The sequence below is a fragment of the Mesorhizobium sp. WSM4822 genome (assembly GCF_055811155.1).
On the sequence record NZ_JBVVQM010000002.1, the window covers coordinates 323,022 to 344,257 of the forward strand.

18 protein-coding genes are annotated in these 21,236 nt (G+C 62.9%); 13 read left to right on the forward strand and 5 right to left on the reverse strand.

All coding sequences use genetic code 11. The annotated features are described in order from the left end of the window. Positions 1-233 precede the first annotated feature (233 nt). Positions 234-872, forward strand: coding sequence for a 2-dehydro-3-deoxy-phosphogluconate aldolase (locus AC0L3E_RS06430; protein ID WP_023810049.1), 639 nt, complete (start codon positions 234-236; stop codon positions 870-872). 73 nt (positions 873-945) lie between these two features. On the opposite strand, the gene AC0L3E_RS06435 is transcribed toward AC0L3E_RS06430, so the two are convergent. The 3 genes from AC0L3E_RS06435 to AC0L3E_RS06445 form a co-directional block, all read right to left on the reverse strand. After that, positions 946-1,137: a hypothetical protein gene (locus AC0L3E_RS06435; RefSeq protein WP_127272097.1), complete on the reverse strand. Its 192-nt coding sequence runs from the start codon at positions 1,135-1,137 to the stop codon at positions 946-948. Positions 1,138-1,302: 165 nt separating this feature from the next. Then, positions 1,303-3,129 (reverse strand): peptidoglycan L,D-endopeptidase MepK, encoded by a 1,827-nt coding sequence (locus tag AC0L3E_RS06440; protein WP_128308115.1) that lies wholly within the window; start codon positions 3,127-3,129, stop codon positions 1,303-1,305. A gap of 403 nt (positions 3,130-3,532) precedes the next feature. Beyond that, positions 3,533-5,068: a sigma-54-dependent transcriptional regulator gene (locus AC0L3E_RS06445; protein ID WP_473604469.1), complete on the reverse strand. Its 1,536-nt coding sequence runs from the start codon at positions 5,066-5,068 to the stop codon at positions 3,533-3,535. A gap of 177 nt (positions 5,069-5,245) precedes the next feature. Between AC0L3E_RS06445 and AC0L3E_RS06450 the strand changes: the two genes are divergently transcribed. The 5 genes from AC0L3E_RS06450 to AC0L3E_RS06470 all read left to right on the forward strand — a co-directional run bounded on the left by AC0L3E_RS06450 (position 5,246) and on the right by AC0L3E_RS06470 (position 11,056). Continuing rightward, positions 5,246-7,078, forward strand: a complete 1,833-nt coding sequence (locus AC0L3E_RS06450; RefSeq protein ID WP_473604574.1) for a M3 family oligoendopeptidase — start codon at positions 5,246-5,248, stop codon at positions 7,076-7,078. A 351-nt stretch (positions 7,079-7,429) separates the two neighbouring features. Further along, on the forward strand, positions 7,430-8,167 hold the full coding sequence (locus tag AC0L3E_RS06455; protein ID WP_473604470.1) for a proton-conducting membrane transporter: 738 nt from the start codon (positions 7,430-7,432) through the stop codon (positions 8,165-8,167). Between the two features lie 178 nt (positions 8,168-8,345). Then, entirely contained in the window at positions 8,346-9,491 is a 1,146-nt protein-coding gene (locus AC0L3E_RS06460) for an aminodeoxychorismate synthase component I (protein WP_127408467.1), read from the forward strand. Next, positions 9,440-10,102, forward strand: coding sequence for an aminotransferase class IV family protein (locus AC0L3E_RS06465; RefSeq protein WP_127268299.1), 663 nt, complete (start codon positions 9,440-9,442; stop codon positions 10,100-10,102). The genes AC0L3E_RS06460 and AC0L3E_RS06465 overlap by 52 nt, the downstream gene beginning before the upstream one ends. 12 nt (positions 10,103-10,114) lie before the next feature. Then, positions 10,115-11,056 (forward strand): heme-dependent oxidative N-demethylase family protein, encoded by a 942-nt coding sequence (locus tag AC0L3E_RS06470; RefSeq protein WP_128309857.1) that lies wholly within the window; start codon positions 10,115-10,117, stop codon positions 11,054-11,056. Here AC0L3E_RS06470 and AC0L3E_RS06475 read toward each other — a convergent pair. Continuing rightward, complete coding sequence (locus AC0L3E_RS06475) at positions 11,053-11,496, reverse strand: hypothetical protein (protein WP_127268297.1); 444 nt, start codon at positions 11,494-11,496, stop codon at positions 11,053-11,055. The two genes, AC0L3E_RS06470 and AC0L3E_RS06475, sit on opposite strands and share 4 nt — an antisense overlap. Positions 11,497-11,624: 128 nt before the next feature. Continuing rightward, entirely contained in the window at positions 11,625-11,954 is a 330-nt protein-coding gene (locus AC0L3E_RS06480; protein WP_128309858.1) for a MoaF-related domain-containing protein, read from the reverse strand. A 209-nt stretch (positions 11,955-12,163) separates the two neighbouring features. Here AC0L3E_RS06480 and AC0L3E_RS06485 point away from each other — a divergent pair, with 209 nt between their 5' ends. From AC0L3E_RS06485 to AC0L3E_RS06515, 7 genes are all read left to right on the forward strand, one after another. Continuing rightward, positions 12,164-13,195: a LacI family DNA-binding transcriptional regulator gene (locus AC0L3E_RS06485; RefSeq protein WP_292336292.1), complete on the forward strand. Its 1,032-nt coding sequence runs from the start codon at positions 12,164-12,166 to the stop codon at positions 13,193-13,195. Positions 13,196-13,427: 232 nt separating this feature from the next. Further along, positions 13,428-14,873, forward strand: coding sequence for a homospermidine synthase (locus AC0L3E_RS06490; RefSeq protein ID WP_473604471.1), 1,446 nt, complete (start codon positions 13,428-13,430; stop codon positions 14,871-14,873). 85 nt (positions 14,874-14,958) lie between these two features. Further along, complete coding sequence (omp10, locus tag AC0L3E_RS06495) at positions 14,959-15,339, forward strand: outer membrane lipoprotein Omp10 (protein ID WP_032901077.1); 381 nt, start codon at positions 14,959-14,961, stop codon at positions 15,337-15,339. A 187-nt stretch (positions 15,340-15,526) separates the two neighbouring features. Continuing rightward, positions 15,527-17,599: a 5'-nucleotidase C-terminal domain-containing protein gene (locus tag AC0L3E_RS06500; RefSeq protein ID WP_473604472.1), complete on the forward strand. Its 2,073-nt coding sequence runs from the start codon at positions 15,527-15,529 to the stop codon at positions 17,597-17,599. 235 nt (positions 17,600-17,834) lie between these two features. After that, positions 17,835-18,899 (forward strand): ferrochelatase, encoded by a 1,065-nt coding sequence (hemH, locus tag AC0L3E_RS06505; protein ID WP_128308521.1) that lies wholly within the window; start codon positions 17,835-17,837, stop codon positions 18,897-18,899. Positions 18,900-18,950: 51 nt separating this feature from the next. After that, positions 18,951-20,162 carry an NAD(P)/FAD-dependent oxidoreductase gene (locus AC0L3E_RS06510; RefSeq protein ID WP_128308520.1) on the forward strand — a complete coding sequence of 404 codons (1,212 nt, stop codon included), beginning with the start codon at positions 18,951-18,953 and terminating at the stop codon, positions 20,160-20,162. Between the two features lie 121 nt (positions 20,163-20,283). Beyond that, positions 20,284-21,234 (forward strand): SPFH domain-containing protein, encoded by a 951-nt coding sequence (locus AC0L3E_RS06515; RefSeq protein WP_127269753.1) that lies wholly within the window; start codon positions 20,284-20,286, stop codon positions 21,232-21,234. Positions 21,235-21,236 lie beyond the last annotated feature (2 nt).

Consider the following 21,236-nt stretch of genomic DNA (forward strand, 5'->3'; position numbering starts at 1 on the left):
TGCACCATAGGCGAATTTGTACCATAGCTGAGATCAGGGAGTCAAGAAAAAATTCCTATCCTGACAAAGCTGCCGGCACAAACCTGCCGACACCGCCGCCGAGCTGGCAGCCGCCTTTGTGAGCTAAGCTTGGCGAGCATGGGCGACACGTGACATCGCGACACGGCCGGTTTCGTGGACAGGAAAACGGCCTTCTGCTAATCGGTTGAATTGTCCACGCCACGGAGAGACACATGCCCAGCAAGACCGAAAAACTCCTGTCGCTCCTCAACGGCCAGCCGGTCATCCCGGTGCTGAAGATCTCCGATGTCGCCAATGCCGTGCCGCTGGCGCGCGCGCTGGCGCGCGGCGGCCTGCCCGCGATCGAGATCACGCTGAGGACCGCCGATGCGCTGGAAGCTATCCGGCGGGTCGCTGGTGAAGTCGAGGACGCCATCGTCGGCGCCGGCACCATTCTCGATGCCAGGCAGTTCGAAGAGGCGGCTGCCGCGGGCTCGCGCTTCATCGTCAGCCCCGGCATCACCCGCGAGCTTCTGTCGGCAGCCGCCGGCAGCGATGTTCCGCTGCTGCCCGGCGCCATCACGCCCGGCGAGATCATGGCGGCGCGGGAAGCCGGCTTGCGCTTCCTGAAATTCTTCCCGGCCGAGCAGTCGGGCGGCATCGCTTCGCTGAAGGCCTTCGCCTCGCCGCTCGCCGATGTGAAATTCTGCCCGACCGGCGGCATCTCGGCCAAGAACGCGGCCGACTATCTCAGCCTGCCCAACGTGGTCTGCGTCGGCGGCTCCTGGGTGGCGCCCGACGACCTCGTCAAGGCCGGCAAGTGGGACGAGATCGAAGCCCTGGCGCGCGCGGCGAGCAAGCTTGCGAAATAAGGCCTCGGCCACGGGATGAAGAAACCCGGCCGACTCGCGTCGACCGGGTTTGTCAAATCGGCTCCGAACCGGATCAGCTGCAGACCCGAACCTTTTCAACCACCCTGTGGTGATGCTTCCAGCTTGTGACCACCTTGGTCCGGCAGTGCTTCTTCATGTGCATATGGTCATGAGTTTTGACGACAATGGTCTCGGCCTGCGTAGGGGCGATGGCCGCCGAAGCGGTTGCCAATGCGATGACCGATGCCAATAGGATGTTCTTCATGGATCTCCCCGGGTTTGAACGAACCTGTATTAACCCGGGGAATAGGCCGACCGTTCCGGCTTCACGAGAAGTTCAGCCGCGCGTGACCGTGCAGGCTGGCCCGGTTCGCTGAACAGCAAAAAGCCGCGCTGGTTGCCCGGCGCGGCTTTGTCGATTGATTTGCCGTCATTTGGTCTGGAAGCGGGCTACCGACATGAACTTGACGGCGTTGCCGGTGAAGCGGTTGGCATCGGCCACCTGGCTGCTCGGCTGGAAGCCGGCCGTGTAGACTTCGCTCGGCGGCGTGTGCACGATGCTGTAGGCGTAGCCCGGCGCCGTCGTCGCGCTTGAAACGGTGGCGACATGCTCGCCGCTGGTCAATGCCCAGCGGGCGGCCTGCGGTGCGGCTGCAACCACCATGGCCTTGGGGCCTGGCTTCAGGTCGCGGGCGGTGGCTCTCGATTCCTTGCGGGTCGTCTTGACGCCGGCGCCGATCGCGGCGGCCGGATCGGAACCGACTGGGCGGGCAACGACGGCATCGCGCGGCGATGCGGCGTTGGTGCCTGGATCGTTGAACGCCGAACGCGGCTCGGATCCGGACAAGGAAGCAAGCTGGTAATCGGCCGCACCGACCTGGGCATTGGCTTGGTCGAGCACGGCCTTGACCGCATCCGGCCTGGCCATCTCGGGCCGCGCCGTCGGCAGCACCGAGAACGCATCGGTCGCCGTCTTGCTTTGATCAGCCGTCTCGGCCAGCGCCATCAGCACATCCTTGCTGGGCGGCGCAGCCAAAGCGGCCGGCAGCGAATTGTCGGGACGCCATGTCGGCAACGGTATGTTGTTGACCGCGACCTGGGCCGGATTAGCCGAAGCCGTTGCATCGGCCACGCCGAAAGGAACGCTCGCCGGCGCATGCGCGGTCGCCACGGCCTGCTCGGTGGTGGCTGTCGCCTCCGCCATCGCAAAAGGAACATTCTCAGGCTGCTGAGCGCCGACATCGGCTTTTGGCCGCGGTGCGAAATCCGGCAGCGGAACGCTTCGGGCCGGCAATGCCGCGATGATCGTCTCCGGCGTGTCCTCTTCCGGCTCCGGAGCCTGCTGCTCGGCCACCTGCGGAATCTCGGCGCGCCGCGCATTCTCCGGCGCCACGATGGCAATGCCCGGGAGGTTGCTGGTCTTGGCTGCCGCTGCCGGCTTCAGGTTTCTCGCTTTGGGCGGAGGGGCGGCCGAAGCGGTCTGGACATCGGCGCTGTCGTCGGCCTCGTCGTCGCCGCCGCCACCGAAGAAAGCCGACAGGAAGCCACCTGACTTCTTGCCGCTGCCGCCAGCACTGGCCATCTCGATGGCCGGCGAGCCTGAACCCTTGCGCGCCTTGTAGGAGGCGAGCGCCTGCTCAAAGCCGGGCAGCGGCCTGCCGTCGCTCGGCACATGCAGCGTCTTGCCATTGGGGAACAGGCTGACCAGTTCCTGCCGGCTGATACCGGGCCAATGGCGCACATTGCCGATATCCATGTGGACGAACGGCGAACCGGATGACGGATAGTAGCCGACGCCGCCGCCCTGCATCTTGAGACCGATGTTGCGCAGCTTCTTAAGCGGCACGCCGGGAATATAGAAATCCATCGCCTTGCCGAGCATGTGCTGGCTCTTCTCGGCGACGCCCCTGCTGCGGCCACGCAGCATCGAGTTCGTCGACGGCGAGCGATAGCCGCAGATGACCTGGATGTAGTCCGTGGCGCCGGCTTCCCGATACGCTTCCCAGACCAGATCCAGCAGGCGCGGATCCATCTTGGTCGGCTCGTTGCGACGCCAGTCGCGCAAAATGATGTTGATCTTCCTGAGACCCTCGGGAACGTAGCGGCCGTTGCGCTTGTAGACGATCTCGGCCTTCTCGTGGGTGTGGAGATGATAAAGCTTCAGCGACCGTGTTTCGGCGCTGGCTCCGCTCGCAGCCGCGGCAACAAAACCAAAAGCGACAACCAACACTGCCAGCCACTTCGGCCAGACGCTCAAATGATGGTGCCGCCTGTTTGTGTGTCGTTCGATTCTGTTCAAATCAAAAGGCCTTGCAGGCTGCCGTTTGTCCCCGGATTTGTCCAAACGGATGTGGCATTAGCACACCCGAATATCGATCCTAATGGTTAATCATCGCTTATTGAAGCCGAAATGCGGTAACACCGTGGCGATATCCCGTCAAAAATTGTTCACAAGGTTTCTTGGTAAACCGCTGGTTTAGATCAGATTTCCGCCTTCGGCCCGAACACGATCTGTTACCGTTAGCCTTAATGCGTGAACAGAGCTGTCCATGACACAGCCACAATGCCGCCGAAATGGCGATACAAGGCCTGCTGTGGCATTGCAAGCTAGCGTCGGCCTTGCGGCAAGCCGGATTCCGAAGCTCAGCCCGGCATCGCCCTTAGGAGGCGAGCCGGTCTACGCGGCCCGTCTCCGGATCGATGCCGTGTTCCTTGAGCTTGCGATAGAGCGTCGAGCGACCGATCCCGAGCCGGCGGGCGACTTCGCTCATCTGTCCGTTGTAGTGATCGATGGCAAGCTTGATCATCTCGAGTTCGACATCGGCCAGTGCCCGCACATTGCCGCGCTCGTCGAGCGCCCGCAACGTGCCGAAGCGAGGCTGCAGCCTTGCCGGCGGATCGAACGCGATTGCTGGGCCGCCCTCGCCGGGCAAGGCTTCGTCCTCGCGCTCCTGCAAAGACTGGGAGGGCGCCGGCGCATCGCCGTCCATATCCAGGTTGACGGTGCCTTCCACTTGCGCCCGTATCTGCGGGAAGTCCTCGGCGGAAAGCACATCGCCTTCGCAAAGCACCGAGGCCCGGAAGACGGCATTTTCGAGCTGCCGGATGTTTCCAGGCCAGTCATAGGCCTGCAGCACGGCGAGCGCTGCCGCCGAAATACCCTGCAGGCGACGGTGCGGGTCGGCCGGCGCCACCTTCTCCATGAAATGGGTGACCAGATAGGGGATGTCGTCGCGGCGGTCGCGCAGCGGCGGCACGAAGATCGGGTAGACGTTCAGCCGATAGAACAGATCCTCGCGGAACTTGCCGTCCTTGACCTGCTGCAGGAGGTTGCGGTGCGTCGCCGAAATCAGCCTGATGTCGACCCTGACGGTCGAGCGTCCGCCGACCGGATCGACCTCGCCGTCCTGGACCGCGCGCAACAGCTTGACCTGCACGTCGAGCGGCAGGTCGCCGATCTCGTCGAGAAACAGTGTGCCCGAATGCGCTTCGACGAACTTGCCCGTGTGTTTGTCGGTGGCGCCGGTGAACGAGCCCTTCTCATGGCCGAACAGGATCGATTCGACCAGATTGTCGGGGATGGCGCCGCAATTGACGGTGACGAAGGGTTTCGAGCGGCGGTCGCCACTGCCCTGGATGGCGCGCGCCACCAGTTCCTTGCCGACGCCGGACTCGCCCTCGATCAGGATCGGGATGTTGGATGCCGCCGCTTTCTGGCCAAGACGGATCACCCTGTCCATGGCCGGGCTGTGCGTAATCATGTCCTTGAAGGTCAGAAGGCCGCCGCGCCGGCGCGACGTGCGCTTGACCTCGCCCTCGACGGCCTCGACCTTGAGCGCATTGCCGATCGACGCCTGCAGCCTGTCGGGAGACGCCGGCTTGACGACGAAATCGAAGGCGCCATGACGCATCGCCGAAACCACGGTCTCGATGCCGCCCTGAGCGGTCTGCACGATGGCAGGCACGTTGATGTCGCGCTCGCGCATCGCCTTCAGCACGCCGATACCGTCGAGACCGGGCATGACCAGATCGAGGATGACCACCGACACCTCGCGGGCGCGGGGTCCATCGAGGATATCGAGAGCGGCCGCGCCGCCGTCGACAACGATTGCGCTGTAGCCGAACCGCGTCACCGCCGCTTCGAGCAGCCGGCGTTGCACCGGATCGTCATCGACTATGAGTATGGAACCTGTCATGACTGATACAACTACGCCCGCCCGAGGAATCCTGCCCTGTGGACCATCTTGGCACAGGGTTCTAAATAAGGTTTCAAAAAACCCGGTGAATGAATTCCTTAGGATTTGACCGGCTTCTCGTTTCTCCTTGAACCTTGGCCACGGAAGGTGTCGGCAATGCATAAGGATTCTGGCCACATGGGTTCCGCACGGCGGCTGGCGGCGCCGGCGTCCGGTCAGGGCGCGGCCGAGCTGGGCGACCTGCCGGAATGGAACCTTGCCGACCTCTATGCCGGCATGGACGCGCCAGAACTGAAGCGCGACATCGCCAAGGCCGCCACTGACGCGGTCAGCTTCGAAAGCCGCTGGAAGGGCACGCTGGCCGCCGAGGCCGAGCGCGGCAGCGCCGGCAGGCTGGGCGAGGCGCTCGTCGCCTACGAAGCGCTGGAGGAACTGATCGGCCGCATCGTCTCCTATGCGGGTCTGGTTTATGCCGGAAACACCGCTGATCCCCAGCGCGCCAAGCTCTATGGTGACGTCCAGGAGAAGATGACCGACGCCAGCGCGCACCTTCTGTTCTTCGCGCTCGAACTCAACCTGATCGACGATGCGTCGATCGAAGGCGCGCTCGCCGGCGATCCCGCCTTCGGTCACTACCGGCCGTGGGTGCTCGATCTGCGCAAGGACAAGCCCTACCAGCTTGAGGACCGCGTCGAGCAGCTCTTCCACGAAAAGTCGATCACCGGGCGCGGCGCCTGGAACCGCCTGTTCGACGAGACGATGACCGACCTTCGCTTCGACAACGACGGCGAGGAACTGACGCTGGAGCCGGCGCTGAACCGTTTGCAGGACGCCGACGGCGAGGTGCGCCGCCGGGCGTCCGAGGCGCTGGCCACGACCTTCCGCAAAAATTTGCGCACCTTCACGCTGATCACCAACACGCTGGCCAAGGACAAGGAGATATCCGACCGCTGGCGCGGCTTCGAGGACATCGCCGATTCACGCCATCTCGCCAACCGCGTCGAGCGCAGCGTGGTGGACGCCCTGGCTTCCGCCGTTCGCGATGCCTATCCGCGCCTGTCGCACCGCTATTACGCGATGAAGGCACGCTGGCTGGGCATGGAGGTGATGAACCACTGGGACCGCAACGCGCCGTTGCCGGATACGCCCCAGGCGATCATTGGCTGGGACGAGGCCAGGAACACCGTGCTGTCCGCCTATCAGCGCTTTTCGCCCGACATGGCCGAGATCGCGCGAACCTTCTTCGACCGCAATTGGATCGACGCGCCGGTGCGGCCCGGCAAGTCGCCTGGCGCCTTCGCGCATCCGACCGTGCCGTCGGCGCATCCCTATGTCCTGCTCAACTACATGGGCAAGCCGCGCGATGTGATGACGCTGGCGCACGAGCTTGGCCATGGGGTGCATCAGGTGCTGGCCGGCGGCCAGGGCGCACTGATGGCCTCGACGCCGCTGACGCTGGCCGAGACGGCATCGGTCTTCGGCGAGATGCTGACCTTCCGCTCGCTGCTCGACCAGACCACCGACCGGCGCGAGCGCAAGGCCATGCTCGCCCAGAAGGTCGAGGACATGATCAACACGGTCGTACGCCAGATCGCCTTCTATGAATTCGAGCGCAAGGTGCATGCCGAACGCAAGAACGGCGAACTGACCTCCGACAGGCTCGGCCAGTTCTGGCTCGAAGTGCAGGCCGAAAGTCTGGGTCCCGCGATCAAGCTGCGCGAAGGCTACGAGGTGTTCTGGACCTACATCCCGCACTTCATCCATTCGCCCTTTTACGTCTATGCCTATGCTTTCGGCGACTGTCTGGTAAACTCGCTCTACGCGGTCTACCAGAACGCCGAGCGCGGCTTTCAAGACAAGTATTTCGAAATGCTGCGCGCCGGCGGCACCAAACATCATTCCGAGCTTCTGGCGCCCTTCGGGCTCGACGCCACCGATCCCGCCTTCTGGCAGATCGGACTTGGCGTCATCAGCGGCCTGATCGACGAGCTGGAAGCGCTCGACGCTTGAAACGCGTCCCTCTAACAGTTTAGCCGGAATGCATGTTGGGACAGCTCTACTATCGTCCTAAATATCTGTTCTTGAAGTACTCTCCACCGAAGTTTTCCGATAGCTTTCCACAAGCTCTATGATAGCCTTCACTCCAAGCTCAGCCGGAGCGCATGCGGATCGGCGAGGAGAAATCTCAGCCGGCCGTGGCGCTCAGGCGAACGCGACAACGGTCGTTGGCCATGGGCAAGCAAAGCCGATCGCCGACAGCTCGAACCGAAGCCGGCTGTTCTGCTTACCGCGGAACCACCAAGAGTAGTCCTTCGCCGAAGGTCATGACCCACGGCAGACGGATCTGACTGGAGAGAGACAATGGGCACTTTTTTCTACGTGGTCCTGGCGTTCCTGATAGGCGTGTTGGTCGGCTGGTTCCTTTGGGGGCGCCTGCGCGGTGAACTCGACAGCTTGCGCGGCGACCTCGACCGTACACGCAGCGAACGCGACAGGCTGCGCACCGACGGCGACCGCCTGACCGGCGAACTCGATGCATGCGGCAAGACCCGCGCCGACCTCGAGCGCCGGCTGCGTGAAGCGTCGGCCGCACCTGCCGCCGGAAGCAGCGCGGCAAAGCCGGCAAGCCAGGCGCCGGCGGCCCTGATGTCGACCCCCGTGACGGCCAAATCCGCCGCCACAAAGCCGGCGCCGGCCAAACCGGCCGCTGCGAAAGCGGTCGCTGCCAAGCCGGCAGCGAAACCCGCCGCCACCAAAACCTCGGCTCCAGCCAAATCCGCAACGAGCAAACCTGCAACAGCCAAGTCTGCAACAGCCAAGCCAGCATCCGGCCCAGCATCCGGAAAGCCCGACAATCTGCGCCGGCTGATCGGTATCGGTCCGGTCAACGAGAAGCTGCTCAAGGCGCAAGGCGTCACCAGCTTCGCCCAGATCGCGTCCTGGACCGCCGCCGATGTCAAACGGATCGAGGACGTCATGAATTTCGACGGCCGCATCGCGCGCGAACGCTGGATCGAGCAGGCCAAGCTGCTCGCCGCCGGCAACGAGAAGGAATTCGCCAAGCAGTTTCCAACAGCCGGAACGTCCAGCAACAGCTGATCGCCAGGCACGACCTGAAGATTGCAAGCGGCGGCGCCATATCGGCGCCGCCGTTACTCTTGGTTCCTGAGTTGGCCCAAACGTCGGCTTTAAGAGGCAGCGTGCCGTTCCCTCGATTGCGCGCGGGCGGCACCCCATATAGAGCGGTTGATGCTTCATAGACCGCAGCATGAGTCCCATGTCCCTGCCCGCCGCAATTTTTCGCAATGACAAAAGCGCGCGCCAGCTCGTTTTCGACCGGCCGGCCGATATCATCGTGGCGCACGAAGCAGGGGATTTCGAACCGGCTCTGGAAGCAGCACAAGCCGCGCATGATGCAGGCAAATGGCTTGCCGGCTATTTCTCGTATGAGGCGGGCTACCTGCTCGAACCCAAGCTCGTTCCCCTGCTGCCGAATGGACGCCGGGCCCCACTCGTGTGCCTTGGGGTTTTCGATGCCCCGGTCGAAGAGGCGGTGCCGCCGCGCGACACCACGGCGACCAACGGCCCGATCTTCGACGCCCGTGCGACGTGGTCGCCGGAGGATTATGAAAAACGCTTCTCGCGGCTGCACCAGCACATCCGGCAAGGTGATTGCTACCAGGGCAATCTGACCTTTCCCGTGCATGCGCAATGGTCAGGCGAGCCGCTGGCCGCCTTCGATGCATTGACGGAACGTCAGCCGGTGAAATATGGCGCGCTGATCGCGCTCGGTGAACCCATCGTGCTGTCGCGCTCGCCTGAACTGTTCTTCGAGATCGACGCCGAGGGCATGATCGAGACGCATCCGATGAAGGGCACGGCGCCGCGAGGCGCGACCAAGGCCGAGGACGAACGGCAGAAGATCTTCCTGCGCAATGACGAGAAGAATCAGGCCGAAAACCGCATGATCGTCGATCTCCTGCGCAACGATATCTCGTTGATCAGCGAGGTCGGCACGCTGGACGTGCCGGCGCTGTTCCGCATCGAGACTTACCCGACCGTGCATCAGATGGTGAGCGACGTCAGGGCCAAACTGCTGCCGGGTCTCTCTATCCGCCAGATCTTCGCGGCGCTGTTTCCTTGCGGTTCGATCACCGGCGCGCCTAAGATCCGTGCCATGGAGATCCTGCGCGACCTGGAAGGCACGCCCCGCGATGCCTATTGCGGCGCCATAGGCTGGATCGCGCCCGGCGGCCCGATGCGCTTTTCCGTGGCGATCCGCACCATCTCGCTCTTTTCGGGCGGCGAGGCCGTCTACAATGTCGGAGGCGGCGTCGTCTTCGATTCGACGGCGCAGGAGGAGTATCAGGAGTGTCTGCTGAAAGCGCGCTTCGCGACGGGAACACCGCCGACTTTCAGTTGATCGAGACCATGCGCTGGGAACCCGGCCCGGGCTTCCTGCGCTTCGATCGCCATCTTGCGCGCCTCTATGGCTCGGCGGCGGAGCTCGGCTTCCGCTGTGCTCCAGGCAAGGTCGGCGAGGCACTGAGCAGCGCAGTCGGCGGTTCCGGCGTTGCCATGCGCACGCGGCTCGTCCTGTCGCACGATGGTGAGGTGGCGGCCTCGGCGCAGCCTTATGAACCGCTCGCCGCCGACAAGGTCTGGATGCTGCGGCTGGCGCGGACGAGGCTCGATTCGCACGACACGCTGCTGCGCCACAAGACCAGCCGGCGGCAGCTCTACACGCGTGCCCGCGCCGAACACCTCATCACCCAGGCCGACGAGGTGCTTATGGCCAACGAGCGCGGCGAGATCTGTGAAGGCACGATCACCAATGTCTTTGCCGATCTCGGCGACGGCGTGCTGGCCACGCCCCGGCTCGACTGCGGCCTGCTGCCTGGTGTATTGCGCGCGCAGCTTCTGGATGAAGGCCGCGCCCGCGAAGCGATCTACAGCTTGGACGATCTGAAATCCGCCAAGTCCCTGTTCGTCGGCAATTCGCTGCGCGGACTGATCCCCGCAAGACTGACCTGAAACAGGACGACTGTGCCCACTCACACGCCCCCAGAGCATACGCTCCCCACCCACACGCCCTATGACGGCTCGTCGAAACTGTTCAGTATCGGGCTGAAGCCGCTCGATCCGGCGGACTGGATCGAGATCGACGGCCATCTGCTGCCGTATCTCGCCGAAAAGCACCGGCTCTATGCCGAAATCCCAGAGCGCGTTTTCGTCGAGGAGGACGGCACGCGCGATGCCCAGCAGGAAGTGCTCGACTTGCTCGCTGCGCATCTCCTGGAGAGGTTCCCCGAAACCCATCGGCTCGGCGGATCAGGCATCGAGGTGGTGGGCGCGGCGGGCCGTCTGCCTGCTTCCCTCGCCGATGCGCCGCTGGCCAAGGCCTCACAGCTCGTCCAGGAAGACCTGATCCTGATGCGCCGTGGCGACAGCGGCTGGCGGCTGGTTGCCGGCTCGCTTTGCTTCCCCTCGTCCTGGTCGCTCCTGGAAAAATTTGGCAAGCCGCTGCAGGACATCCACGCGCCGGTGCCGGGTTTCGGCCCGGGCACGCGTCCGGCGGAACTCATCAACCGGATGTTCGATGGCCTCCAGGGGCAGGCCGTCGAGCGCTACAACTGGTCGATCCAGTCCGACAACGCGCTCTATCATCCGCTCTCCGACCTGCAGCGCATCGACCGCGCGACCAACCGGCCGTCGCGCTTTCCCGATGGCGATATCGACGCTCATGCGTTCATCCGCGTCGAGCGGCAGACCCTGCGCAAACTGCCTGTTTCACGCGATATCCTGTTCACCATCCGCATCCATCTCGACCCGCTCGCCGTGCTGGCCAGGCACCCTGATCGGGCGAAGCTCGCGGCGTCTTTCGCCGCCCAGCTCGAAGCGCTCGATCTCGCCCAACTCGACTATAAGGGCCTGACATCAGACCGCGATCGGCTGGTCGACCGGCTCGGGGTGCTGGCGCTGTCCTAAATCGCGGCCAAGCCCAGCAGCAGGATCGCGGACATCGCGGTAAAGACGGTGACGTTGACATCCCACCGCCAACCCGCCGGTCCGAACGGCGGTCGGAATGGCAGGTAGCCGTTCTCGTCGTAGAGCACGCCGCCATAGATCGGTCGTGAGAGCATGGCCACGAAGAACGCTCCATACATGGCGACGCCCAATCCCCCGGCGAGATAGAGCCGCTCGGCTTGGAGTGGGCCTCCAATCCAGATAAGCCCCAGCGCAATCAGCGCGACTCCGGTGTAGCTCAGCACCTGCCAAACGACGTGAAACCGGGCGTGCGGAGTCCACAGCGGATTGGTGGCGTGGGTGGCGTTGAGGTCGGCTTTGATCGTCACCACACCGTAGCCCACGGTCGCGACGCTCAGCAGAATTCGGGCAAGCAGATGACTGTCGTAAGCGAGTTCCATCGCACTTTCCTCCTTCAATAGGGAAATCGATGACGGCAATTCAGCAGATCGTAATCCGAAGTACTTCAACTAGGAAACAGCAGTATGCCGGTCGATGCCGCACTCTGCCGGGCCCCGACGCGGGAGCGTCACGCAGGCGCAACGGCTTGAATGACGCCTTGGGCACAGAAGAGCTGCCCGTCGGCCAGCCGCGCATAGTTGTGGACGATCCCTTTCTCATGATCCTGCAACTGCACGATGAAGTTGCCGCTCTGCTCCGTCCAGCTCATGAGCACGAGGTTCGGGCGTACGCTGGTCATGTCGATCTTGACCACCTCGTCAATTTTGGTGGCTCCGATCGACGCATGCACATGTAGTTCTTCCGGCGAGAAAAACGTCAGCCGGGGTACGAACGGGCCGAAAACGCAGTCGAAAGTCTTACCGACAAGCGAGGCGGGAAAAACATTGGTTTCTGCCATAACTCCCTCCCTGGGCATGGCCGTTGCGACCAAGCCATTTGACGATCTTCGATGTTTCAGTCGCGAAAATGCCAGATACGCCTACTTGGAGCGCTCCAAGTGATACGATCCGCCCTTTCCACTTTCGAGTCAACAAAATTCTTGGAGCGCTCCAAAAAATGGTCTAACTGAAGGGAAATGGGTGAATCGCAATGCCAACGCTAGCCGACGTGGGCAAGGCTGCCGGTGTCTCCCGGGGCACTGTTTCCAACGTCTTCAACCGGCCGGAACTGGTTAGGCCTGAGTTGCGCCAACGTGTCGAAGCGGCTGCGCGAGCGCTTGGATTTGGCGGCCCCGATCCAAAGGGTCGATTGCTGCGGGATGGCAAGTTCAATGCCATCGGGTTCATGCCACCTGGCGCCTACGCCATCGCCGAGGTGATGAGAAGTCCCTATGGCCGCGAGCTGGTGCTGGGCGTTTCGCTCGCCTGCGACGAGGCCGGAACGACGCTCAGCCTTGTAAACGGCACCGATAATACCCGCTTCGCCAGCATCCGCGAGGCCCTCGTTGACGGCTTCATCCTTGGTCACAGCGGGGACATCGGTCTCATAACATCGGCACAACGGCGGCGCCTGCCCTTCGTCATTCTCGAAAGCGACGCAGGTCCCGACATCAATTCGATAAAGATCGACGGCAGGAGGGGCGCGGTCGCTGCCGTCCGGCATCTGACTGGGCTGGGACACCGACATTTTGCCATCCTGTCCATACGGAGAACTCCAGGCCCTCCCATCGTGCACATGCCCGGACAGGCAAAGCGCCCGCTTCTTGCCGGCTTCTCACTCGATGACGAAAGGCTTGACGGTTTCAAACAGGGCTTGGCGGAGGCGAACCTGTCGATCGACGATGTCCCGATTATCGAGACGACGCCCGGCGATCCATCTGCTGGAGCGGTGGTGTTCGACAATGTGCCTGAAGCAACCGCGATCCTGACCATGTCGGATTGGCAGGCGATCACAATACTCGACGAGGCGGTTTGTCGCGGCATAGAGGTGCCGGGCCACGTGTCGGTCATTGGCTTCGATGGCACTGCTGAATCCGCGCGCACCACACCTCCGCTGACGACTGTCGCGCAAGACGTGATCGGAAAAGGCAGGCTCGCCGCCCGCATGGTTCTTGACAACCAACCGCCCCGCCAAGTCGTTCTGCCCGTGGAGTTGGTGGTTCGGGCGTCCACAGCTGCGCCGAGGGCAAAAATCCGTTGAACGGACGGGGCACGTCGCTTGCGCTTGGCAAATGAGCTAACTTTGGTTCGGGTAGAGCCATTCATCCACGGTTTCAGCCTTAACCACGTAGCCAACGCAGCTAGCCGCTGGTTGGCGCTTTTCGCTGGTTTGTGACAATGATCTGTGATGTAGCGCATGGCCGCCGGGCAAAAATTCCCGGTTTTGCGCATGTTTTCCCAGTTTCCTGGGTTTTGAAGGAGTGCTCGATAAAATGGCGAATGAAAACTGGCCCGTTTACGGTGAGATCAGCGGCCCTGTCGTGATGATCGGCTTCGGCTCGATAGGCCGGGGAACGCTGCCGCTGATCGAACGCCATTTCCAGTTCGACAAGTCGCGCATGACGGTCATCGACCCGCGCGACACCGACCGCAAGCTGCTCGATGAGCGCGGCATCGCCTTCGTCCAGGAAGCGGTGACCGAGAAGAACTACAAGAAGCTCTTGACCCCGCTTCTGACCAATGGCGGCGGCCAGGGCTTTTGCATCAACCTGTCGGTCGATACCGGCTCGGTGGATCTGATGCGGCTCTGCCGCAAGCTCGGTGTGCTCTACATCGACACCGTCGTCGAGCCATGGCTCGGCTTCTATTTCGACGCCAAGGCGGACAACGCCAGCCGCACCAATTACGCGCTGCGCGAGTCGCTGCTCAAGGAAAAGCACGACAAGCCCGGCGGTGCCACGGCAGTCTCCACCTGCGGCGCCAATCCAGGCATGGTCTCGTGGTTCGTCAAGCAGGCGTTGGTCAATCTCGCCACCGATCTTGGCCTGGAATTCTCGGAGCCCGCGCAGGACGACCGCGAGGGCTGGGCCAAGCTGATGAAGAAGGCCGGCGTCAAGGGCATCCACATCGCCGAACGCGACACCCAGCGCACCAAGAAGCCGAAACCGATGGATGTGTTCTGGAACACCTGGTCGGTCGAAGGCTTCATCTCCGAGGGCCTGCAGCCCGCGGAACTTGGCTGGGGCACACACGAGACATGGATGCCGAAGAACGCCAAGAAGCACAAGCACGGCTCGAAGGCAGCCATCTATCTGGAGCAGCCGGGCGCCAACACGCGCGTGCGCTCGTGGTGTCCGACTCCCGGCGCGCAATACGGCCTGCTGGTGACGCATAATGAGGCGATCTCGATCGCCGATTTCTTCACCGTGCGTTCGAAGAAGGGCAAGGTCCAGTACCGCCCGACCTGCCACTATGCCTATCATCCCTGCAACGACGCGATGCTGTCGCTCGACGAGATGTTCGGCGCCGCCGGCAAGCCTCAGCCGGTGCATCATGTGCTCGACGAGAACGAGTTGATCGACGGCGTCGACGAACTCGGCGTGCTGCTCTACGGCCACGACAAGAATGCCTACTGGTACGGCTCGCAGCTGTCACTCGCCGAGGCGCGCAAGCTGGCGCCCTATCAGAACGCCACCGGCATGCAGGTCACCTCGGCGGTGCTCTCGGGCATGGTCTGGGCGCTGGAAAACCCCGAGGCCGGCATCGTCGAAGCCGACGAGATGGACTACAGGCGGTGCCTGGAAGTGCAGTCCCAGTACCTCGGACCGGTCAAGGGCTACTACACCGACTGGACGCCGCTCGATAACCGTCCCGGCCTGTTCCCGGAAGACCTCGACCGGAACGACCCGTGGCAGTTCCGCAACATCCTTGTGCGATAGCAGCACCGCCTACCTGCCTCACCGCCTTGCAATCGCCCGGAAATCGGGCGATTGAAGGGATGCGGACTGAGGAGAGGATTTTCATATGAACAACATTGCGCGCAAAGTTCTTTCGATGAGCGTAGCGGCGGCAGCCTTGGCCGGGCTTGCTGCTTGTGCGACCAGCGGTCCCGATGAGCCGCCGATGGCGGCGGCGCCGAAAGGCGTCGAGGGCTCCTGGATCGACGCCAAAGGCACCGGCCTGTCGACCTTCGCCGGCGGTACTTTCACGACGGTCGCCACCGACACCGGCCAGAAGCTTGCCGACGGCAGCTACACGATGACCGGCGCCACATCGGTGCAGATCAACGGCACCTCGCTGATCCGCCAGACCGCGGTCAGCTTCAACTGCCTGATGGTATCGACAAGCCAGCTCAACTGCACGAGCTCCAGCGGTCAGAATTTCGTGCTGACAAGGCGCGTCTGAGCCCGCGACCATTCGTTTCCAAGGACGGCGGCCGGTTGGCCGCCGTCCTTTTTTATGCCGGCAAAGGGGTCCCGGATTCCGCTTGCGTCATCGGGAACGCGATGGGAACATGGCCGAAGCGCCGGCTGTTATGTTCCAGTCAAGCAAGAGCGCTAGTGGCCTCTGATCGGCTTTCCGGGAGACGAAGATGAAGAAGCTTGCCGCCATTGCAGCCCTGTCAGCCTCAGCACTCGGCCTGTCGGCCGGCGCGTCCTTTGCCGACTACACGCTGAACATCCTGCATATCAACGACTGGCACAGCCGCATCGAAGGCAACAACAAATATGAATCGACCTGCTCGGCGGACGAGGAAACCAAGGGCGAGTGCATCGGTGGCGCGGGCCGGCTGATCACCGCGATCGCCCAGGAGCGCAAGAAGCTGCAAGGCCAGAACGTGCTGCTGCTCAGCGCAGGCGACAATTTCCAGGGTTCACTGTTCTACTCCACTTACAAGGGCAAGGTCGAAGGCGAATTCCTCAACGACATGAAGTTCGATGCCATGGCCCTCGGCAACCATGAATTCGACGACGGCGAAGTGGCCCTGGCGCCGTTCCTCGACATGATCAAGTTCCCGGTGCTCGGCGCCAATGTGAAGGCCAACGCGCAATCCAAGCTCGGCGACCGCGTCAAGCCATCTGTTGTCGTCGAGGTCGGCGGCCAGAAAATCGGCATCATCGGCGCGATCACCAACGACACGCCGGACCTCGCTTCCCCCGGACCCAACGTCGCAATAGAGGACGACGTCAAGTCGATCACCGCCGAGGTCGAGAAGCTCAAGGGCGAAGGCGTCAACAAGATCATCGCCGTGACCCATATCGGCTACAGGCGCGAGCGCGACGTCATTGCCAAGATCCCGGGCATCGATGTCGTCGTCGGCGGCCACAGCCATTCGCTGCTGTCGAACACCGATCCGAAGGCGGAAGGCCCCTACCCGACGATGGTCGACAATCCGGACGGCTACAAGGTGCCGGTGGTGCAGGCGGCGTCCTATTCGAAATATCTCGGCGAGTTCAAGGTGGTTTTCGACGACAATGGAGTCGTCAAATCGGCCAGCGGCAACCCGATCTATCTCGACAAGTCGATCACCCCCGACCCGGCCGTGCTCGCCCGTATCAAGGAGCTTGGGGCGCCGATCGAGGCGTTGAAGAACAAGGAAGTGGCGGAAACCACCGACGTCATCGACGGCAGTCGTGAGAGCTGCCGCACCCGTGAATGCGCGATGGGCAATCTCGTCTCCGACGCCATCCTCGACCGCGTCAAGGGACAGGGCGTCGAGATCGTCATCTCCAATGGCGGCGGCCTGCGCGCCTCGATCGACAAGGGCACCGTCACCATGGGCGAAGTGCTGACCGTGCTGCCGTTCCAGAACACGCTGGCGACCTTCCAGATTTCGGGCAAGGATCTGGTGGCCGGCCTCGAGGGCGGCCTCAGCCAGGTCGAGGACGGCGCCGGGCGCTTCCCCCAGATCGCCGGCCTGAAATATTCCTTCGACAAATCCGTTGCGCCCAATGCCGGCCGCGTCAAGTCGGTGGAGGTCATGGAGGGCGGCGCCTGGACGCCGATCAAGCCGGACAAGGACTATCTGGTCGCAACCAACAACTATGTCCGCCAGGGCGGCGACGGCTACAAGGTCTTCGCCGACAAGGCCAAGAACGCCTATGATTACGGCCCCGGCCTCGAACAGGTGGTCGCCGACTATCTCGGCGCCCACCGGCCCTACACGCCGAAGCTCGACGGCCGCATCACCGAAATAGCCGCGACCGTCGCCGCGGCGCCTGCGGCCCCGGCAACCGATCCGGCCAAGCCAGCCGAAGCAGCGCCGGCCACGCCGGCGCCCGCACCGGCTGAAGCCGCCAAGCCTGCCGATGCGGCACCGGCAATGCCCGAATTGCCGGCCAACTCGGGCGATATCGCCAACACACCCCCGGCCATATCGACAGAGGGAGCGCCACCCCCGCCGGCGCCACCGGCAGAGGCGGCAAAACCGGCTGAAGCAGCCCCCGCCCCGGCGGCACCGGCTCCCGCCGCCGAGCCGGCAAAGCCAGCGGAGGCCGTGCCGGCCGAAGCCAGCCATGTCATCGTTGCCGGCGACACTTATTGGGATCTGGCCAAGAAGGCCTATGGCGACGGTGCCAAATGGAAGGTCATTTCGGGCGCCAACAAGGGTTATGAGCCGCGCCGGCTTCCTGTTGGCGCAACGCTGACCATCCCGCCGCAATAGCCCCGCTATATGCCTGAATGACACCGCCCGTCCGAAAACCGGACGGGCGTCCTGTTTTCGGGCTAATTCATGTCGCCCCAAAGTGACCTCGGTTTTGGGAGAACGAGGTGCATAAAAACAAAGGCTTAAAGCGGGTCGTCTGAATCCATTCAGACAATCCGCTTTAAGGTGCGGCCAGACGCTGCATTGAATGCGCGCGCAAGATGGTTAGGTTCGCGTCTTCCGGAGAACCCTTATGACGCTTCCCACCCCTGCCGAACCCAAGGCCGCAAAGGCGCCCGGCCCGTTGCCCGCTGGGCATCCGCCGGTCAAGGCGGGCAAGATCGGCGTCATGCTGGTCAATCTGGGTACGCCCGACGGCACCGATTTCAAGCCGATGTGGCGCTATCTCCGTGAATTCCTGTCCGACCCGCGCGTCATCGAGCTCAACAGGGCAATCTGGTATCCGATCCTCTATGGCCTTGTGCTCACCAGGCGGCCCAAGAAGTCGGGCGCCAACTATGCCCGGATCTGGAACCGGGAAAAGAACGAGTCGCCGCTGCGCACCTATACCCGCGCCCAGGCCGAAAAGCTGGCCGAAGCGCTGAGCGACCTGCCTGATGTCGTCGTCGACTGGGCGATGCGCTACGGCAACCCTTCAACCGCCAGCATTGCCCAGCGTCTGGTCGACCAGGGCTGCGACCGCATCCTTACCTTTCCGCTCTATCCGCAATATTCGGCGACGACCACGGCAACAGCCAACGACCAGCTGTTTCGCGCGCTGATGAAGATGCGCCGTGCACCGGCCGTCCGCAGCGTGCCGCCCTACTATGACGAGCCGGTCTATATCGAAGCGCTGGCGCGCTCGATCAAACGGCATCTGGCGACGCTGGACTTCGAGCCGGAGGTGGTCATCACCTCCTATCACGGCATTCCAAAACCCTATTTCGAGAAGGGCGACCCCTATCATTGCCATTGCCAGAAGACGACGCGGCTGTTGCGCGAACGGCTCGGCTGGGATGACAAGAAACTGATCATCACCTTCCAGTCGCGCTTCGGCGCGCAGGAATGGCTGCAGCCCTACACTGACAAGACGGTGGAAAAACTCGCGCAGGACGGCGTCAAGTCGATCGCTATCGTCAATCCCGGCTTTTCCGTCGACTGCATCGAGACGCTGGACGAGATCGGCCGCGAGGCGGCTGAAACCTTCCACCATGCCGGCGGCAAGAATTTCGCCCATATACCTTGCCTCAACGATAGCGCGGAAGGGATGGCGGTGATCGAGGCGATGGTGCGGCGCGAACTGTCCGGCTGGGTCTAACCCGGAACAACACAAGCTCCGGGGCGTTAAGGCGCGCCTCCGGAGAATGCGATGCCCCGCAAACTCGACCTCAGAACTGGCCAGCCCGTCTGGTCGGCCTATCGCGCGCCTGCGGTGCCGACGGACGGCCTGATCCGGGACGTCAACACGGATGTGCTGGTCGTCGGTATGGGCATCAGCGGCGCCATGATGGCCGAGGCGCTGACGGCCGATGGCCATCGGGTCATCTGCATCGACCGGCGCGGCCCGCTGAAGGGCTCGACGGCCGCAACCACCGCACTGGTGGCATTCGAAATAGACCAGCCTCTCTCCACGCTCTCGAAGATGGTCGGCAGAGCTTCGGCCCAGCAGGCCTGGCGACGCTCGCGGCTCGCCGTTTCCAATCTCGCCGGACGCATTGCCGAACTCGGCATCAACTGTGGCCTGAGCCGCATGCCGTCACTCTATCTGGCCGGCACGATGCTTGGTCCGCCGGAACTGCGCGACGAGGCCGAGGCACGTCGGCTAGCCGGCATCGGCGCCATCTGCTTAACCCGACAACAGCTAGCCGAGAAATTCGGCATCGACCGCGAAGGCGCCATTCTCGGCCACGGCAATATCGCCCTCGACCCACGCAAGCTGACGGCTGGGCTGCTGTTGAAATCCCTGGAGCGCAAGGCACGCTTCTATGCCCCCGTGGAAGCCACAATGATCGAGGACAGCGCCGAAGCTGTTGTCGTCGCGACCAGGGATGGCCCGACCATAACCGCACGACATGTTGTTCTGGCCACCGGCTACGAACTTGTCGACATCGTGCCGGCCACCGCCCACCGGATCATCTCGACATGGGCGATTGCGACACGCCCGCAACCGCGAAAGCTCTGGCCGGACGCAGCGTTCATCTGGGAAGCGTCGGAGCCGTATCTGTATATGCGCACGACGGTCGACGGCCGGGTCATTTGCGGCGGCGAGGACGAGGATTTTATCGACGAAGCGCGGCGCGACGCGCTGATCGCCGACAAGAGCACACGCATCGCCGAGAAACTCGGCCTGATATTTCCGCATCTCGACACCAGGCCCGATTTTGCCTGGACCGGCTCGTTCGGCACCACGACCACCGGCCTGCCCTATATCGGCGCCATTCCCCGCCACCCGCGCATCCATGCGGTGATGGGCTACGGCGGCAACGGCATCACCTTCTCGCAGGTCGCTTCCGAGATTGTCCCGGCTTCGATCAACGGGCTGGATGACATGGATGCAAGATTGTTTGCCTTCAACCGCTGAGTGCAACCCTATAAACAATCCATCATCACCTGATTGTAACGCATCTGAAATACACTTAAGTCTTTGGTGAAGTCGGCGGCGCGAGAATGGCTTGTGCGGCCTTCGTCTGAGGGAGAGCCAAATGGATTTCAGTGGTTTCGATATTGCGATTGGTGCACTTGCACTTCTGGTATTGGTGCTGCTGATCAAAGGCATCAGGACAATCCCGCAAGGTTACAATTATACGGTGGAGCGCTTTGGCCGTTACACCAAGACACTGAGCCCAGGCCTCAATTTCATTTTCCCGTTCATCGACCGTATCGGCGCCAAGATGAACATGATGGAGCAGGTGCTTGACGTTCCGAGCCAGGAAATCATCACCCGCGACAACGCCATTGTCGGTGTCGACGGCATCGCCTTTTTCCAGATCCTCAACGCGGCGCAGGCCGCCTACCAGGTTTCCGGCCTGCAGAACGCCATCCTCAATCTGACGATGACCAACATCCGTACCGTCATGGGTTCGATGGATCTCGATGAACTCCTGTCGAACCGCGACGCCATCAACGAGCGCCTGCTGCGTGTCGTCGATGAGGCAGCCCACCCGTGGGGCATCAAGATCACCCGCGTCGAAATCAAGGACATCAACCCGCCGGCCAACCTTATCGAATCGATGGGCCGGCAGATGACCGCGGAACGCAACAAGCGTGCCCAGATCCTTGCCGCCGAAGGCCTCAAGCAGTCGCAGATCCTCGAGGCCGAGGGCCGCAAGGAAGCCGCCTTCCGCGATGCCGAGGCGCGCGAACGTTCGGCCGAGGCGGAAGCCCGCGCCACCCAGGTGGTGTCGGAAGCGATCTCCAAAGGCGATGTGCAGGCGCTGAACTACTTCGTAGCGCTGAAATACACTGAAGCGCTTGGCAGGATCGGCACGGCCACCAACAGCAAGATCGTGCTGATGCCCTTCGAGGCATCGTCGCTGATCGGTTCGCTCGGCGGCATTGGCGAAATCGCCAAGGAAGTCTTCCGCAGCGAAGGCACGACCGGCTCGCAGAGGCAGGCCGCGCGCCCGCCGGTCGTTCGCCCAACCGACAACTGAGG

Excerpts from the sequence above, each read along its gene's own strand:
- AC0L3E_RS06445 (WP_473604469.1), bottom strand. The coding sequence starts at position 5,068 with ATGACAGGTTCCATACTCATAGTCGATGACGATCCGGTGCAACGCCGG.
- AC0L3E_RS06515 (WP_127269753.1), top strand. The coding sequence starts at position 20,284 with ATGGATTTCAGTGGTTTCGATATTGCGATTGGTGCACTTGCACTTCTG.
- AC0L3E_RS06480 (WP_128309858.1), bottom strand. The coding sequence starts at position 11,954 with ATGGCAGAAACCAATGTTTTTCCCGCCTCGCTTGTCGGTAAGACTTTC.
- AC0L3E_RS06460 (WP_127408467.1), top strand. The coding sequence starts at position 8,346 with ATGTCCCTGCCCGCCGCAATTTTTCGCAATGACAAAAGCGCGCGCCAG.
- AC0L3E_RS06455 (WP_473604470.1), top strand. The coding sequence starts at position 7,430 with ATGGGCACTTTTTTCTACGTGGTCCTGGCGTTCCTGATAGGCGTGTTG.
- AC0L3E_RS06510 (WP_128308520.1), top strand. The coding sequence starts at position 18,951 with ATGCCCCGCAAACTCGACCTCAGAACTGGCCAGCCCGTCTGGTCGGCC.
- AC0L3E_RS06475 (WP_127268297.1), bottom strand. The coding sequence starts at position 11,496 with ATGGAACTCGCTTACGACAGTCATCTGCTTGCCCGAATTCTGCTGAGC.
- AC0L3E_RS06450 (WP_473604574.1), top strand. The coding sequence starts at position 5,246 with ATGGGTTCCGCACGGCGGCTGGCGGCGCCGGCGTCCGGTCAGGGCGCG.
- AC0L3E_RS06435 (WP_127272097.1), bottom strand. The coding sequence starts at position 1,137 with ATGAAGAACATCCTATTGGCATCGGTCATCGCATTGGCAACCGCTTCG.
- AC0L3E_RS06500 (WP_473604472.1), top strand. The coding sequence starts at position 15,527 with ATGAAGAAGCTTGCCGCCATTGCAGCCCTGTCAGCCTCAGCACTCGGC.
- omp10 (WP_032901077.1), top strand. The coding sequence starts at position 14,959 with ATGAACAACATTGCGCGCAAAGTTCTTTCGATGAGCGTAGCGGCGGCA.
- AC0L3E_RS06430 (WP_023810049.1), top strand. The coding sequence starts at position 234 with ATGCCCAGCAAGACCGAAAAACTCCTGTCGCTCCTCAACGGCCAGCCG.
- hemH (WP_128308521.1), top strand. The coding sequence starts at position 17,835 with ATGACGCTTCCCACCCCTGCCGAACCCAAGGCCGCAAAGGCGCCCGGC.
- AC0L3E_RS06490 (WP_473604471.1), top strand. The coding sequence starts at position 13,428 with ATGGCGAATGAAAACTGGCCCGTTTACGGTGAGATCAGCGGCCCTGTC.